Annotated in this window: 14 protein-coding genes and 1 pseudogene; 8 read left to right on the plus strand and 7 right to left on the minus strand. The window is 62.4% G+C overall.

Translation table 11 applies throughout. The features are described 5' to 3' along the window. Positions 1 to 204, minus strand: a pseudogene (locus tag FCK22_RS04270) (adenine deaminase); the annotation flags it as partial. Positions 205 to 327: 123 nt separating this feature from the next. On the opposite strand from FCK22_RS04270, the gene FCK22_RS04275 reads away from it, so the two are divergent. Then, positions 328 to 1,572, plus strand: a complete 1,245-nt coding sequence (locus FCK22_RS04275) for a glycosyltransferase family 4 protein (RefSeq protein ID WP_067262139.1) — start codon at positions 328 to 330, stop codon at positions 1,570 to 1,572. 1 nt (position 1,573) lies between these two features. Here FCK22_RS04275 and FCK22_RS04280 read toward each other — a convergent pair whose 3' ends face one another. After that, the gene (locus FCK22_RS04280) at positions 1,574 to 2,692 is read right to left on the minus strand and encodes a polysaccharide biosynthesis/export family protein (RefSeq protein WP_067262137.1); all 1,119 of its coding nucleotides are present in this window, start codon (positions 2,690 to 2,692) and stop codon (positions 1,574 to 1,576) included. A gap of 152 nt (positions 2,693 to 2,844) precedes the next feature. Between FCK22_RS04280 and FCK22_RS04285 the strand changes: the two genes are divergently transcribed. The 7 genes from FCK22_RS04285 to FCK22_RS04315 all read left to right on the plus strand — a co-directional run bounded on the left by FCK22_RS04285 (position 2,845) and on the right by FCK22_RS04315 (position 11,020). Beyond that, on the plus strand, positions 2,845 to 3,729 hold the full coding sequence (locus FCK22_RS04285) for an NAD-dependent epimerase/dehydratase family protein (protein ID WP_281429868.1): 885 nt from the start codon (positions 2,845 to 2,847) through the stop codon (positions 3,727 to 3,729). A 10-nt stretch (positions 3,730 to 3,739) separates the two neighbouring features. Next, complete coding sequence (locus tag FCK22_RS04290) at positions 3,740 to 4,351, plus strand: sugar transferase (protein ID WP_067265005.1); 612 nt, start codon at positions 3,740 to 3,742, stop codon at positions 4,349 to 4,351. 242 nt (positions 4,352 to 4,593) lie between these two features. Next, positions 4,594 to 6,477 carry a nucleoside-diphosphate sugar epimerase/dehydratase gene (locus FCK22_RS04295; RefSeq protein WP_067265004.1) on the plus strand — a complete coding sequence of 628 codons (1,884 nt, stop codon included), beginning with the start codon at positions 4,594 to 4,596 and terminating at the stop codon, positions 6,475 to 6,477. Between the two features lie 195 nt (positions 6,478 to 6,672). Then, complete coding sequence (locus FCK22_RS04300) at positions 6,673 to 8,799, plus strand: YjbH domain-containing protein (protein ID WP_209273797.1); 2,127 nt, start codon at positions 6,673 to 6,675, stop codon at positions 8,797 to 8,799. Then, positions 8,796 to 9,494 carry a YjbF family lipoprotein gene (locus FCK22_RS04305; protein WP_067264999.1) on the plus strand — a complete coding sequence of 233 codons (699 nt, stop codon included), beginning with the start codon at positions 8,796 to 8,798 and terminating at the stop codon, positions 9,492 to 9,494. Before FCK22_RS04300 ends, FCK22_RS04305 begins: the two co-directional genes overlap by 4 nt. A 51-nt stretch (positions 9,495 to 9,545) precedes the next feature. Further along, positions 9,546 to 10,400 carry an SDR family oxidoreductase gene (locus tag FCK22_RS04310; protein ID WP_067265008.1) on the plus strand — a complete coding sequence of 285 codons (855 nt, stop codon included), beginning with the start codon at positions 9,546 to 9,548 and terminating at the stop codon, positions 10,398 to 10,400. Between the two features lie 26 nt (positions 10,401 to 10,426). Further along, positions 10,427 to 11,020 (plus strand): exopolysaccharide biosynthesis protein, encoded by a 594-nt coding sequence (locus FCK22_RS04315; RefSeq protein WP_067264997.1) that lies wholly within the window; start codon positions 10,427 to 10,429, stop codon positions 11,018 to 11,020. Here the strand turns inward: FCK22_RS04315 and dxs are convergent. The 5 genes from dxs to FCK22_RS04340 all read right to left on the minus strand — a co-directional run bounded on the left by dxs (position 11,017) and on the right by FCK22_RS04340 (position 15,439). Further along, complete coding sequence (gene dxs, locus FCK22_RS04320) at positions 11,017 to 12,945, minus strand: 1-deoxy-D-xylulose-5-phosphate synthase (RefSeq protein WP_067264994.1); 1,929 nt, start codon at positions 12,943 to 12,945, stop codon at positions 11,017 to 11,019. The two genes, FCK22_RS04315 and dxs, sit on opposite strands and share 4 nt — an antisense overlap. A 41-nt stretch (positions 12,946 to 12,986) precedes the next feature. Further along, positions 12,987 to 13,868: a farnesyl diphosphate synthase gene (locus tag FCK22_RS04325; RefSeq protein ID WP_067264991.1), complete on the minus strand. Its 882-nt coding sequence runs from the start codon at positions 13,866 to 13,868 to the stop codon at positions 12,987 to 12,989. Positions 13,869 to 13,876: 8 nt separating this feature from the next. Next, positions 13,877 to 14,119: an exodeoxyribonuclease VII small subunit gene (locus tag FCK22_RS04330; protein WP_067264990.1), complete on the minus strand. Its 243-nt coding sequence runs from the start codon at positions 14,117 to 14,119 to the stop codon at positions 13,877 to 13,879. Positions 14,120 to 14,228: 109 nt separating this feature from the next. After that, positions 14,229 to 14,930 carry a response regulator gene (locus tag FCK22_RS04335; protein WP_067264987.1) on the minus strand — a complete coding sequence of 234 codons (702 nt, stop codon included), beginning with the start codon at positions 14,928 to 14,930 and terminating at the stop codon, positions 14,229 to 14,231. Beyond that, positions 14,927 to 15,439, minus strand: coding sequence for a MarR family transcriptional regulator (locus tag FCK22_RS04340; protein WP_067264985.1), 513 nt, complete (start codon positions 15,437 to 15,439; stop codon positions 14,927 to 14,929). Before FCK22_RS04340 ends, FCK22_RS04335 begins: the two co-directional genes overlap by 4 nt. Positions 15,440 to 15,494: the final 55 nt, after the last annotated feature.

The raw sequence follows: 15,494 nt of genomic DNA on the forward strand, positions 1-15,494 counted from the left end.
GCCGCGGCAATGGCTCGCGTCGGGGCCGACAAAGGCGATGCGCCCGGCGGCGATGGCGATGTCATGGTCGGGCAGGCATTCGCGGGTGTGCACATTGACCCATGTGCCGCCGGTGATGATCGTATCGGCCGCGCGCCGTCCGGCGGCGACCTCGACCAATTGCGCGGCCACATCGGGCCAAGAGGGGAACGTTTTATCTGTCATGTCCAAAGGTGACATAGGGCCGGGGGAGGTTCAAGCGATCACGCCATCGGAAAGGGCGCGCGATGTTGCCAGAGCGCGCCGCTTGCGGCTAACTGGCGCGCAAGGCATTTACGGAACGATTATATGAATTTTCTCTTTGTGCACCAGAACATGCCCGGCCAATACCGGGAATTGATACAATGGCTGGCGCAGGCGGGCGGGCATCGCATTTATTTTCTGACCCAACGTCAGAATGCGCCGCAGTTGCCGGGGGTCGAAACCCGTGTCTACCGCCCCCATCACCGCCCCGACGAGAAGGCCTATGGTCTCTCGCGCATTTGGGAGGAAGCCTCAGGCAATGGGTTCGGCGCCGTCAACGCCGCCCAGCAGATCGAAACGCGAGAGGAGTTTCGCCCCGACATCATCATCGGCCACGTCGGTTGGGGGGAGTTAAGTTTCTTCAAACAGCTTTGGCCGGATGTGCCGATCATCGGTTATTTCGAGTATTACTATAACATGACCGGCGGCATGGTGGGCTTTGACCCTGCCGAGAAAATCTCGGCCCATGCGCCCTACCTCAACCATGCCCGCAACATCGTACCGCTGGCCAATATCGAAACCGTCGATCTGGGCCATTGCCCGACCTATTGGCAGCGCGACCGTTTTCCCGAGAGCTTTCACCGCAAGCTCTATGTCTGTCACGACGGCATCCGCACCGATCAGCTCTTGCCCGATCCGGATGTCAGTCTGCGTCTGGGGCGTTTGGCGCGGCCCGTGACGCGCGAGGATGAGATCATCACCTATGTCGCGCGCAATCTGGAAAAGACCCGCGGCTTTCACACGATGATGCGCGCCCTGCCGCGTATCTTGGCAGAGCGGCCCCATGCGCGGGTGGTGATCGTCGGCGGCAATGAGGTCTCCTACGGCAAGCAGAGCGATCATCCCGGCGGTCTGCGCGGAGAGATGGCGGCGGAGTTGCAGGATCGGGTCGATTGGGACCGCGTGCATTTCGTGGGCAAAGTGCCCTATCCCGACTTCAAGAAGCTGGTGCAGATCAGCCGCTGTCACATCTATCTGACGATGCCCTTCGTGCTGTCTTGGTCCTTGCTCGAGGCCATGTCGATGCAGGCCACGATCGTCGCCTCCGACGTGGCCCCGGTGCGCGAGGCCGTGACCCATGGTGAAACCGGCCTGCTGGTGGATTTCTTCGACCCCGATGCGCTGGCAGCGCAGGTGGTAGAGGTGCTCGCCCATCCGCAGGATCACGCCCATCTCGGCCCGGCGGCGCGGGCCCATGTGGTCGAGAATTACGATTTCCTGACCCGCTGCCTGCCCGAACACCTTGCGCAGATCAACGCATTGGTGCCTGAGGGCAAGCGGATCGGCTAGGTCAGTTGCCGAGGTTTCCGGCGGTATTCACCAGCCCGAAGACCGATCCGACAAGGCCCAGAATGGTGCGGGTGTCCGACAGCGGGCTTTCCGTCGCGAGCACCAGATCGCCGGATTGAATGTGGAAATTCCGCGCCGAGAACAGCCCGTCGGATGTGGTCAGATCCAGCGTGAACACCACCCGCGTGCGGCGCGGGCCGCGCACGCCCGCACTCACCGCGCTGGCGGGGTATTCGCGCAGGATCAGGATGCCTTCGGGATCGGCGCGGGATTCGTTCACCCCGCCGATGATTGCCAATGCGTCCAGCGCCGAGACTTCGTCGCGGTTGAAGGGAAACTGTGCCTCCCGCCCGGCGGCACCCAGCGACAGGAAGTAGCGGCGGTCATCTTCGATGATCAGCTTGTCGCCCCCGATCAGCCGGGTGTCGAGGCTTGGGTTCTCATAAAGCCGGTCGATCGAGGTGGTATAGATATTGGCGCCGCGCAGCAGTTTGACCTGCGGGTTTTCGATACTGGAGAGCACGCCGCCGCCAGCCGAGATTGCGGCGAGAACGGTGAAGTTGTTGTCCGGCATTAGGATGTTGCCGGGGCTGCTCACGCCGCTCACCAGATCGACAGAGTTGCTGCGACCCTCGGTCATCGCCAGTTGCACCTGTGCCGCAGGCACGATTGTCTCAAGCCGGCGTTGGAGCAACTGCCGCGCTGAATCCGGGGTGCGGCCCGAGACTCTGACCTTGCCGATATAGGGCATGAAGATGGTGCCGCTTTCCGAGACGCGAATGCCGGGGAGGGTGGCAACTTGCTGAGCCGGAGATGTCAGCAACGAGTTGTCGCCGCTGTCCCAAACCAGAATGTCCAGCCGATCACCGGGGCGGATGACCTGGGCGTTCGATCCTCGGCTGGCACCGATCCAGCCATGGCGCCGCTCGCCAGTGTTGGGCCACTGAGCCACACTGGGCAGAAAGGCTCGGGTAACCGGATAGACGGCGATATCGGCATCAGGAGCGGCTGCTTCCTTCGTTACCTCTCTCTCGATCGCCGCACCGCGGGGGAGGTTGCCGCAAGCCGCCAGAGAAAGGGCCATCAGGGCCAAGAGGAACAGTTTGCTCAGGTGCTTCATAAGATGCGCAGTCGCTTTCTGGTGTTTCACCGGTAAACCGGGGTACTTGTGCCTGTATGCAGTGTAAATTGGTGGCTTGCAAAGGATGTTGTAAAGCCGGTCCCCATCCGAAATTCTAGTCATTCAGGATAGAGGCTGAACATATGGCGTCAATGATTTCAAAAGACAGCGCGTGTCCGGGCAGCTCTGTGATCTTTAACGGCGTGCTTTTGCTAGGTGCGACGGGCCGATTGGGCGGTATGCTGCGCCGTCATTGGCCAGAGCCGCAGGCGCTGCGCAGCCAGTCTAGAGAGCCGCGGCCTGGCTTTTATGATTTCAAGCTACCGAATGCGGAAGAGAGCCCAAGCGACGCGGCCCTCGCAGCCGCGCGTGGGGCAAGGGCGATCATCTCTTTGGCAGGTGTGACCCCGGCCCACGCGGGTGCTTGTGATGCCGCTTTGGAAGACAATGCGACCCTCGCCTTAGCTGCGTTGAAACTGGCAGAGACGGCGGGGGTCCCGCGGCTTCTCGTCGCCTCATCGGCGGCGGTCTACGGTGCAGAGGGCGGCCCGCTGCAAGAGGATCTGTCCTGCGCTCCGCTGTCGGATTACGGCCGACAGAAGCTTGCGATGGAAAAGGCAGTGCAAGAGGCGAGCGGCGAGACCGCAGTCACCGCGCTACGGATCGGCAACGTAGCGGGGGCGGATGCGATCCTCGGCGGTTGGCGGCCGGGCATGCAGATTGATCGCTTCCCCGATGGCCGCACGCCAAGCCGCAGTTACATCGGGCCGGTGACCTTGGCGCGGGTGCTCCACGCGCTCTGCCATGTAGAACACCTGCCGCCCATTCTGAACATCGCGGCACCCGGCGCGGTGGAAATGGGCGCGTTGTTGGATGCGGCGGGGCTGGCGTGGGAGCCCAAGCCGGCCCCTGCTTCCGCCATTCCCGAGGTGCGGCTGGATACGAAGGCACTTGAACGCCACGTCGATTTCACGCCAGAAACTCAAACGCCCGCCGGTTTGGTGCGAGAATGGCAGCAGGATATGAACAAACGATGAAGACCCATCAATGACTTGGCGCAAGCGCATTTTCGATCTGTTCTTCGCCAGCCTGCTTGTCGTCATCCTGGGGCCGATCCTTCTGGGGTTGCTGGTCTGGCTGCTGGTCAAAGAGGGACGGCCACTTTTCCATGTGGCCGAGCGGATGAAAACGCCGGAAGAGAGTTTCAAGCTTTGGAAGCTGCGCACGATGACCGTGGCCGAAGAGGATCAGGGCGTGTCGGGCGGCAACAAGGCCGCGCGGATCACCCCCACGGGCGCATGGCTCAGGGCGCGGCGCTTGGATGAGTTTCCCCAGCTTTGGAACATCCTGCGCGGTGATCTGAGCTTTGTCGGCCCCCGTCCGCCGCTGCGTGAATACGTTGAGCGTTTCCCCGAAGTTTACGGCAAGGTTTTGAAATCCCGGCCCGGCGTTACCGGTCTGGCCACAATCCGGTTTCACAAACATGAAGAACGGCTGCTGTCACGCTGCGAGACCGCGGCAGAAACCGATCATGTCTATTGTCGCGTCTGTGTCCCGCGCAAGGCGCAGCTTGATCTGATCTATCAGCGCCATCAAAGCGTCTGCTACGACTTTGATCTCGTGTTTCAGACCATTAGCAACCTCTTTCGCCGCAGTTAGAGTTTGCGGTTGTCAGCGGGGGCGTTGATGGGCAAATTGGTTAAGAATTGGTGTTTCTGACAAAATCATGGCATTGTTTGCTGAAAATTTAAGCGAATCCAGATTCGAATGGTGATACATTAAGCGCTATTTACTGTTTTTGTGCTTGTTGGCGCTCCCGAAGAACACCATGGACAAAAGAGAGCTACTAATAGGTTTCGGCCGCTGCGGTCGCCAATATACTCGTAGACAGGAGACGGCGCATGTTGAGCATTATCAAGTCGCTGACCAAACGGCAAAAGCGCGTGATCATGCTAACGCTCGACTCCCTTTTAATCGTTGTCTCCACGATTGCCGCCTTGGCTGTGCGCGGCCTGCCCGAAGATTTGCTCGAAACCCTCGTTACTTACGCTCCAATTATACCCCTTACCCTGATCGTCGGTGTGATCGTTTCGATCCGCTTGGGGGTCTGCACCACGCAACTTAATGCCTATGAAACCGCAGCGGTCGGAAGCACCGCGATACTGGGGACCACCCTTGCAGCCGTATCCCTGCTGAGCGCGACCCTTCTGGGGCTGGATTTCCCTATCGGCGTGCATGTGATGTTCGGGGCGATCTTTTTCTCTCTGGTGGTGCTGTCGCGGGTCATCTTGTTGCATATCGTTTTGCAAATCTACCGGACGGGCGACGCGCGGTGCCGTGTTTTGATCTACGGTGCGGGCACCACGGGGACGCAACTGGTTTCGGCCCTGCGCGGCCATGAAACGATTGAACCGATTGCCTTTGTTGATGACAATATCGCGCTTCAGGGGCTCAACGTCTCGAAGCTGCCGGTCTATTCGCCACGGGGCATCGCGGAACTTGCCGTCGAAAAGCAGATTGACCGCGTGTTGCTGGCCGTGCCGTCGCTCAGCACCCCCAAACAGGCCCAGATCGCCCGGCGGTTGGAGAAGCTGGGTCTCGAGGTGCAGACCCTCCCCTCCTTCGCGCAGCTGATCGGGGAAGAGGCTTTGGTCGACAAGCTCTCCCCCGTCTCTCCGAGCCGCTTTTTGAACCGGGATGAGGTCGCGCCTTTGATTAACGAAGGCGGCGAAAGCTATGCGGGCAAAGTGGTTTTCGTCTCGGGGGCAGGCGGCTCCATCGGGTTGGAACTGTGCCGCCAAGTGCTGCTATGCCGGCCCACCAAACTGGTGCTTTTCGAGTTGAGCGAACTGGCCCTCTATAACGCCGACATGGAGATCCGCCAGTTGGCCGAGGGCAGCGATATCGAGATCGTCTCGGTCTTGGGGACGGTGACGGATACCCGGCAACTGCGCAAAGTGCTGTCGCAACACGGGGTCAATGTGGTCCTCCATGCCGCGGCCTATAAACACGTGCCCTTGGTCGAGGCGAACCCGCTGTCGGGGCTGGTGAACAATGTCCTTGGAACCCATGCTTTGGCCGAACAGGCCGCCCGGGCAGGGGTGGAGCGTTTCATCCTCGTATCCACCGACAAGGCCGTGCGCCCGACCAATATCATGGGCGGGTCCAAGCGGCTTGCCGAACTCGTCATTCAGGATATGGCGCGCAAATATGGCGGCCCGGGCGGTGTCATCTTCTCCATGGTTCGCTTCGGCAATGTTCTGGGGTCCTCCGGGTCGGTCGTGCCACTGTTCCAAGAGCAGGTCAGCCGCGGTGGCCCGTTGACGGTAACGGACCGCGGGGTGGCGCGCTACTTCATGACGGTCGAAGAGGCCGTGCGCTTGGTCCTACAGGCCGGATCGCTGGCTCAAGGGGGTGAGGTCTTTGTTCTGGACATGGGCAAACCCGTGCCGATCCTCAAACTGGCCCGGCAGGTGATCGAGGCCGCCGGCTACACCGTGCGGGACGAAGACAACCCCGATGGCGATATCGAGATTGAGATCACCGGTCTGCGCCCCGGCGAAAAGATGACCGAAGAGCTCACGTTGAGCGGTCTGCTGATCAATACGGCCCATCCCAAAATCTATTCCGCGCGGGAAAACGGGCTGCACGAACTCGAAATCGCCTCGGCCCTGCGAGACCTGCGTGAAGCGCTGGTGGCGAATGACGAAGCGCTGGCGCGTCAGGTGGTCTACCGCTGGGTCGAAGGGTTCGCCCCGCCTGAGGCGTTGCGTAAGTCCTCCTGAAAGCGGTTCGATATGTCGCGATATTGCCGCGGTCGGGTGACAGGGCCACGCGGTAGGGGGACAAAGATTGATCTGCAGGGGCCGTCCGTGTCAAATCTAATCAACAATATCGCAGGTAAGGGGCGCTTCGTGCATCAGCGGACGAAATTTGGAACGCGTAGACTGCGCCATGGTTCTTTGGCGTCAATGCTCTTGGTGGGCGGGGCACTGCCTTTTGCCGCTTTGGCTGACCCGACCTATGACATTTTCGAGACGCCCGAACGACCCTCGCTTAACTTTTACGGTTCGCCGGGGTTGGTCGATATGCCAACCGCCCATCCGATGCCGGACGGGCAGCTTGCGATCGGGGTCTCGAACTTTGCCGGCATGACGCGCAGCACTTTGACCTTTCAGGCTACGCCGCGCCTATCGGCCAGCTTTCGCTATGTCGGACTTCAGGATTGGACCGCTGTCGTTCCCGGTAGTTTCGATACCTATCGCGACCGAAGCTTTGACCTGCGCTATCTACTGAAAAAGGAAGACGCCTTCTGGCCTGCAATCACAGTAGGCTTGCAGGATTTTGCAGGCACAGGGATTTACGCGGGCGAATATGTCGTCGCGACCAAGACTTTTGACAACACGCTGCTGCCCGGTCGCGTCAAGGTGACTGGCGGTCTGGGCTGGGGGCGTCTGGGAAGTCACGGCAGTATCGGTGCGCCCTTCGGGGGCAATCGAGGCTCGTTCACCGGGGGCAGTACAGGGGGCAAACCTTCGTTTGATCAGTGGTTCCGCGGGTCTGCCGCACCCTTTGCCGGGGTCGAGTGGGCGGTGAATGACCGTTGGACCCTCAAGGCGGAATACAGTTCCGACGCCTATGAGACCGAAGACGGATCGCGCGAAATCTTTACGCGCAAATCGCAGTTTAACTTCGGCACCGAATACCAATATTCCGACGGGCTGCGATTGGGCGCCTATTATCTCTACGGCGCTGAGATCGGGGTGAACCTGCAATATCAACTGAACCCACGAAGACCGCTCACGCCGATCAAGGTTACCCCGGTCGCGCCATTAAAGGTACGCCCCGCCCGCCCCATCTCTCCGGCGACGTGGGATACGCAATGGGCCGCTAGCACGAGCCAGCAGCGCAACCTACATGCGCAGGTGAAAGAGGTGTTGGATGCAAGCGGTCTTTCCCTCGTTGCGCTGAAGCTGGATGCCGCAAGCGCAGAACTGCGTCTGCGGAATGATAAATATCAGGCCCCGGCTGTTGCCGTCGGTCGAGGCGCGCGCGCACTGGCGTGGGTTTTGCCCGCCTCGGTCGAGACTTTCCGTATCGTCTTGGTCGAAGAAGGTCTGGCGCAATCCGCCGTGACTTTGCGGCGCTCTGACCTTGAAGCTTTGGAGTTTGATCCACAAGCCGCGGATGCGCTGTTGGCCGTAGCAGGTATTGGCGAGGCCGCGCCTCGGTTGCCGCGCGCCATGAAGAATAATGATCTCTACCCCGATTTCGCTTGGGCCATCGGTCCCTATCTGTCGCCCAGCTATTTCGACCCGGAAGAGCCGGTTCGGCTGGACGGCGGCGTCGAGGTGACGGCCAGCTATCGCCCCGCGCCGGGTTGGACCGTCGCTGGCGGGTTGAAGCACCGTCTTTTCGGCAATGTCGGCGATAAGACAAGACCGAGCAACTCACGGCTTCCGACCGTCCGCACCGAGGGCCCGCGTTATGCTCGCGAAGGCAGGACGATCATCGACAATGCCTATGTGAGCAAGCAATGGAAGCCCGGCAACGACCTCTATGCCCGGGTAACCACGGGCTATCTTGAGCGGATGTTCGGTGGCGTTTCGGCAGAACTGCTGTGGAAGCCGGTCAATAGCAACCTCGCGCTCGGGGTCGAGGCGAATTATGTCAAACAGCGCGACTATGACGGTGCTCTTGGCTTTCTGGACTACAGCGTGGCGACGGGCCATGTCTCGGCCTATTATGCCTTTGGCGGCGGCTATCACGGTCAATTGGACGTGGGCCGGTACTTGGCAGGTGATCTTGGCGCAACCGTGACTTTGACGCGCGAGTTCACCAATGGTTGGAAGATCGGCGGCTTCTTCACCATCACCGATGTCTCGGCCGAAGAGTTTGGCGAAGGTTCCTTCGACAAAGGCATCAATCTGACGATCCCCATAAATTGGTTCTTGGGCAAACCGGACAAGCGCAGCGTTTCTACCACGATCCGCCCCATCCAGCGCGACGGCGGCGCGCGGCTTGAGGTCCCGGGCCGTCTTTATGAACAGGTGCGCAGCGGCCACCGCAATGCATTGGAAGATCAATGGTCGAGGGTTTGGGAATGAAGCGTTTTGCAACCGGGCTTCTGCTGATCGCCAGCCTGACCTTGACCGCCTGTGCCGGCGGCGGACGCGAAGAGGAGCGCAGCCCGCTGTTCAGCGCGGGCAGCACGTTGTTCACCATCCTCAAAGACCGGACAGGGCCAGAAGCCCCCCCAAAGGGGCGGGTTACCGTGACCCGGGCATTGCTGGATCAGACCCCCGGCGCCGTCATGCAGGTCGTGCCGGAAAACACCGGGTTGCAGGACTTTCTGCGGCGTGTGGCTCGGCGCTCGGATGGGACGCCGGGTATGGTTGAGGTCTGGCAGTCGACAGACCAGGTTCAGATCGTTCTGCGCGAGGGGGTTCTGGTCGGCACGAAAGGGCTTGGTGGAGACATGCGCTCGGCGCAGGCGCAGACGGTGATTGCAGCACTGGACGGGCAAGGCGGCGGCGGTGAAAGGTTGATCACGCTCGCGCGGCTTGATGGCACGGCACAGACGGTGCCCTTCGCCTGTGATGTGACCCATTTGGGGCCCGAAACGATCCAGATTGTCGACCGCCGCCTTTCAGTACGCCATCTTCGTGAACATTGCGTCTATGGCGCCACGACCTTTACCAATGACTATTGGGCCGAGACCGGAACCGGTAAAATCCGCCGATCCCGGCAGTGGGCCGGGCCAGCATTCGGCTACATGGCAATCGACCTCCTGAAAGAGTAAATCCACCGCTTGCCGCTTGTGATTGCGGCCCATGCGGGCCACTTTGGCGGTATGGATAAAACGCTTCTTTCCCTCGGCCATGGCTATAGCGCGCGGGCCTTGGCGGCCCGGTTGATCCCGCAGGGCTGGCGCATCATCGGCACGACCCGTAGCCGCGAGAAACTGGATGAGATTGCCGCGACGGGGGTGGAGCCGATGCTCTGGCCCGGCAGCGATTTGTCTTCGCTTTTGCAAGAGGTGCCCAACCTGTTGGTCTCTGCCGGGCCGGGGCCGGAAGGGGATCCGGTACTGCTGGATTTGCAGGATGAAATCACCGCAGCGGCCCCCTATTTGCGGTGGGTTGGCTATCTGTCGACCACCGGTGTTTACGGTGACCATGGGGGCGATTGGGTGGATGAGACGACACCGCTCACCCCCTCCACCCGGCGCGGCGCGGCGCGGGTGCAGGCCGAGGCGGCATGGGGCGCGATCCCCGGCCTGCCGCTGCATATCTTCCGGCTCGCGGGCATTTACGGCCCCGGGCGCGGGCCATTCGCCAAGGTACGCAAAGGCACGGCGCGGCGCATCATCAAGCCGGGGCAGGTCTTCTCGCGTATTCATGTGGAGGATATCGCCCAAGCCTTGGACCTGTCGCTGGCCAAGCCGCAGCCGGGGGCGATCTATAACCTTTGTGACGATGATCCGGCCCCGCCGCAGGATGTGATCGGCCATGCCGCCGCGCTTTTGGGCCTGCCCCTTCCCCCGGCGGTGGACTTCGACAAGGCCGAGATGACCCCCATGGCCCGCAGCTTTTACGCGGAGAGCAAGAAGGTCCGGAACGATCACGCCAAGGCGGCGTTGGGCTGGCAACCGATCTATCCCGATTACCGCTCTGGTCTGGCCGCGCTGCTGGAGGCGGAAGACTGAATTCGAGGCACCGCCAGAGGCACTGAATGCGTCAAGACGAACACACGTTGGCCCATTTGCTGGATAGCATGGAGCGCGCGGCAGAGAAGGAGGCGGTGTCGATCAACGACGTGCTGCATGAGATCGGCGACCGTTCGATCACCCCTCTGATCCTGATCGTCGCCTTGCTGCTGGTCTCACCCTTGTCGGGCATTCCCGGCGTCTCGACCCTTGCGGCGGTGACAATCATCCTGCTGGCCGTGCAGGCGGTGACCGGGCGGCGCAGGCTATGGATGCCGCAATTTCTGTTGCGGCGCGAGGTGGCGGGCCATCGGTTGAGCGGCTGCGTGCGCTTTCTGCGCCGCCCCTGCGCTTTCGTCGACGGGCGCTGCAAGCCGCGCCTTCAGTTTCTCACCACCGGGCCAATGCGGTTCATCACACTGGTGGTGGTCACGATCATTCCGCTCGGCTGGCCCTTTATGGAGGTGCTGCCGATGATGTCATCGCTGGGGGCGGGCACCGTTGCCCTCTTGGTGTTTGGGCTGTTCACCCGCGACGGGCTTTTCGTGCTTTTGGGCTATGTCTGTGTGGTGATCACCTTGGTCGCGGGCGGCCTGCTGGTGCTGACCGCCGCCAGTTAGGCGCGCTGCGCGTCCAAGTCACCGATCCCCAGCACTTCGAGCACCTTGGCCGCGATCTGTTCGGCGTTCATCCCCGCCACGGCATACATATCCGCCGGGCTGGCCTGATCGATGAAGGTATCGGGCAGCACCATGGAGCGGAACTTGAGCCCCTTGTCGAACACCGCCTCATCCGCCAGCAGCTGCGCCACATGGCTGCCGAAGCCGCCGACTGCGCCCTCTTCGATGGTGATCAGCGCCTCGTGGTCATGGGCGAGCTTGAGGATCATCTCACGGTCCAGCGGCTTGGCGAAACGGGCATCGGCGATGGTGGGGGTGATGCCCTTGGCCTGAAGCTGTTCGGCGGCCTTCTCGACCTCTTCCAAACGCGTGCCGAAGGACAAAAGCGCGACCTTACTGCCCTCTTGGATCATCCGGCCCTTGCCGATTTCCAGCGGGGTGCCACGCTCTGGCATCTCGACCCCGCGCCCTTCGCCGCGCGGATAGCGGAAGGCGATGGGGCCGTCGTCATGGGCGGCGGCGGTGGCGACCATATGGCGCAATTCTGCCTCGTCCGCGGCGGCCATGACCACGAAACCGGGCAGGTTGGCGAGGAAGGCCACATCGAAGGCGCCCGCATGGGTCGGCCCGTCGGCGCCCACGAGACCGGCGCGATCGATCGCGAAACGCACCGGCAGGCGCTGGATCGCCACATCATGCACGACTTGGTCGTAGCCGCGTTGCAGGAAGGTGGAATACATCGCGCAGAAGGGCTTCATCCCCGCCGCGGCGAGCCCCGCGCAGAAGGTCACGCCATGCTGCTCGGCGATGCCCACATCGAAGCAGCGGCTGGGGTAGCGTTCGGCAAAAAGGTCGAGGCCGGTGCCATCGGGCATGGCGGCGGTCACGGCGCAGATCTTGTCGTCCTCGGCGGCCTCGGCCAGCAGGCTGTCGGCGAAAACGCGGGTGTAGCTCGGCGCGTTGGAGGGGGCTTTCTTTTGCTCGCCCGTCACCACGTTGAACTTGGCCGTGGCATGGCCGCGATCCCGCGCGGCTTCGGCGGGGCCATAGCCCTTGCCCTTTTGCGTCTGGATGTGGATCAGGATCGGCCCAGTCGCGCGTTGATGGACGGTGCGCAGCACCGGCAGCAGCTGGTCCATGTCATGCCCGTTGATCGGGCCGAGGTAGGAGAACCCGAGGTTCTCGAACAGCGTGCCGCCCACGGCCATGCCCTTGAGCATATCCTTGGCGCGTTTGGCGCCTTCGCGGAAGGGCTCGGGCAGCAGGCTCACCGCGCCCTTGGCGGCGGCTTTGAAATCCTGAAACGGCGCTTCGGCGTATAGACGGCTCAGGTAGCTCGACATCGCGCCGACGGGCGGGGCGATGGACATCTCGTTGTCGTTAAGGATGACGATCAGGCGTTTTTTCAGATCGCCCGCGTTGTTGAGCGCCTCATAGGCCATGCCCGCGCTCATCGCGCCATCGCCGATCACGGCAATCGCGTCGCCCAGTCCTTCGGGGATCACGCCACCCAGATCGCGGCCCACGGCAAAGCCGAGCGCTGCTGAGATTGAGGTCGAGCTATGCGCCGCGCCAAAGGGGTCGTAGGGGGATTCGCTGCGCTTGGTGAATCCCGATAGCCCGTCTTTCATGCGCAGGCTGCGGATCCGGTCGCGGCGTTCGGTCAGGATCTTATGCGGGTAGCATTGGTGACTGACGTCCCAGATGATCTTGTCGCGCGGCGTGTCGAAAACCGCGTGCAAAGCGACGGTCAGTTCGACCACGCCAAGCCCGGCGCCAAGATGCCCGCCGGTTTCCGACACGGCCGAGATCGTCTCGGCCCGCAATTCGCGGGCGACTTGGGTCAGTTCGGCATCGGACAGGTGTTTCAGGTCCGCAGGGCGGGTGACCTGATCGAGCAGGGGTGTGGCGGGTTTGTCACTCATCGGGGCCTCTCTGGTGCCGCATTGGCGCATGTGCCGCCCGGCTAGCTGTCGCGGGCAATAACGAAGGCGGCAGCGGCTCGCAAGCTCTGCGCCTCTGGTCCATATTCAGATAGGGCGTCGCAGGCCATGTCCACCAATTCGGCGGCGCGGGTCTTGGCTCCGACCAGTCCAAGGTGGGACACGAAAGTGGCCTTGCCCGCCGCGTCGTCCTTGCCGACCGCCTTGCCCACCGTTTCGGCGTCGCCTTCGACATCGAGGATGTCATCGGCGATCTGAAAGGCGAGGCCGAGGTGTTTGGCGTAAGCGCCGAGGGCGGTGGCATCGGCACCGGCCATCCGTGGCCCGGCCATGGCGGACCATTCGATCAAGGCGCCGGTCTTGCCCGCCTGAAGCGCCGTGATCTCGGCCAGTGACAGCGGGGCGGGGGCGGTTTCGGCGGCGATGTCCAGCGCTTGACCGCCGACCATACCGCCGACGCCTGCCGCTTGGGCGAGGCTGGTCATCAGGGTCAGACGCGCCTCCGCCGGGCAGGGCGCTTGGCCGAGCAGTTCAAAGGACAGCGTTTGCAGCGCGTCACCGGCCAGAACGGCGGTCGCCTCATCCCATTTGCGGTGCACCGTGGGCTGGCCCCGGCGCAGATCGTCGTCGTCCATGCAGGGCAGGTCGTCATGCACCAGCGAATAGGCGTGCAGCGCCTCGATGGCCGCCGCCGCAGGGGCGGCCATGCCGGGGGCGATCCCATGCAGCCGGGCGGATTCGATCACCAGAAAGCCGCGCAGCCCCTTGCCGCCGCCGCAGGCATAGCGCATCGCCTCGGCAACGGGGCCGTCATGCGCGCTAAGCGCTGTGTCGATCTGCGCTTGCGCCAGATCGCGGGCATGGGCGAGCGCCTCTGCCAAAGGGCGGGGGGTGGTCTCTTGCATGCGGGCGGTCAAAGCCCTTCGACGGGTTTCAGCCCATTCGGGTTGCCATCGCCGTCAAGCGTGATCGCGGCGACCTTTTCTTCGGCCTCTTTCAGCTTGGTCTCGCAGCGCGCCTTAAGCTTGGCCCCGCGTTCGTAAAGCGCGATGCTTTCGTCCAATGCGACATTGCCGTTTTCAAGCTGGCCCAAGACTTTCTCAAGCTCGGCCATAGCGGTCTCAAAGTTCATCTCTTCTACGGGTGTGTCGGACATTGCGCGCCTCGTTATCGGAATTTCGCGCGACAATAGAACTTCGCGCCCCGCATTGCCAGCGGGCTTGCGTGATGAATTTTACCGGCCCGGTTCAGCAGGCGGGGCGAGGTCAGTCCGGGGCCAGCATATAGCCCGCGCCGCGCACGGTTTGCAGGTATTGCGGCTGTTTCGGATCGCTCTCGATCTTGCGGCGCAGGCGGGTGATTTGAACATCGACCGCGCGTTCCTGCGCTTGCCCCCGGTCGCGGCCCAGTTCCTCGACCAATTTGGCACGGCTCAGCGCGACACCGGGCTGGGCGGCGAAGATCTTCATCAGCTGCACCTCGGTCGCGGTGAGGCGCACCAGATCGTCGCCCTGCCACATCTCGCCCCGCTCCATGTCATAGCGGATCACGCCGAGCGACAGCACTTTTGGCGCGGTGTCGGCGGCAGAGGTATCGGGCATTCGGCGCAGGATGGCGTTAATGCGCAGCAGCAGTTCTTTCGGCTCAAAGGGTTTGGGCAGGTAGTCATCCGCCCCGGCCTCCAACCCTTCGATGCGGTTGTCGGTCTCGCCCTTGGCGGTCAGCAGCAGGATCGGCGTTTGCAGGGTTTCGCGCAAAGCGCGGGTCAGGGCCATGCCGTCTTCGCCGGGCATCATCACGTCGAGCACGATGAGGTCGAATTCCAACCCCGCCAGCACCCGCCGCGCATGGGCCGCATCGCGGGCCGTGCTGACCAGAAAGCCGTTCCGCATCAGGAACTTCTTCAACAGGCTGCGGATCCGCTCATCGTCGTCAACGACCAGCAGGTGCGGGTCGAGATCGTTCATGGGGCGCTTTCGCGCAGCCGGTCAAAGCTCTGGCGCATTTCGGGGTCCATCATGGCCTCCAATACCGTTCTGAAACCGGCCACGGCTTCGGGTCCGGCGGTGCGAAAGGCCAGCCGCATGCGCGCGCGCTGAGCGTCTGATAGCTCCTGTTCCAGCTTGCGACCCTCGTCGGTCAGGAACAGATGCCGCTCGCGCTTGTCATTGCGGCCAACCTTGCTCTGCACCAGACCATCGGCGATCAGCGTGCGCAAGACACGGTTGAGCGATTGTTTCGTGACCCCGAGGATATTGAGCAGGTTGTTCACCGTCGTACCGGGGGCGCGGTTGATGAAGTGGATGGCGCGGTGATGCGCGCGGCCATAGGCCATATCGGCCAGAATCCGGTCAGGATCGGCAGTGAAACCGCGATAGGCAAAGAACATCGCCTCGATCCCCTGCCGCAGTTGTTCGTCCGTCAAAAACAGCAGGCTGTCGCCGCTGCTAGGGGCCATCATGCGCCCGTCAGCCATAGTGTGTCTCATTCTCTCTCGGGCCTGTTGGGGATCAGTTTACGTCAGCGTTGTT

Origin of the sequence: Sulfitobacter sp. 15WGC (genome assembly GCF_005068605.1) — a bacterium.
GTDB lineage: Bacteria > Pseudomonadota > Alphaproteobacteria > Rhodobacterales > Rhodobacteraceae > Sulfitobacter > Sulfitobacter faviae.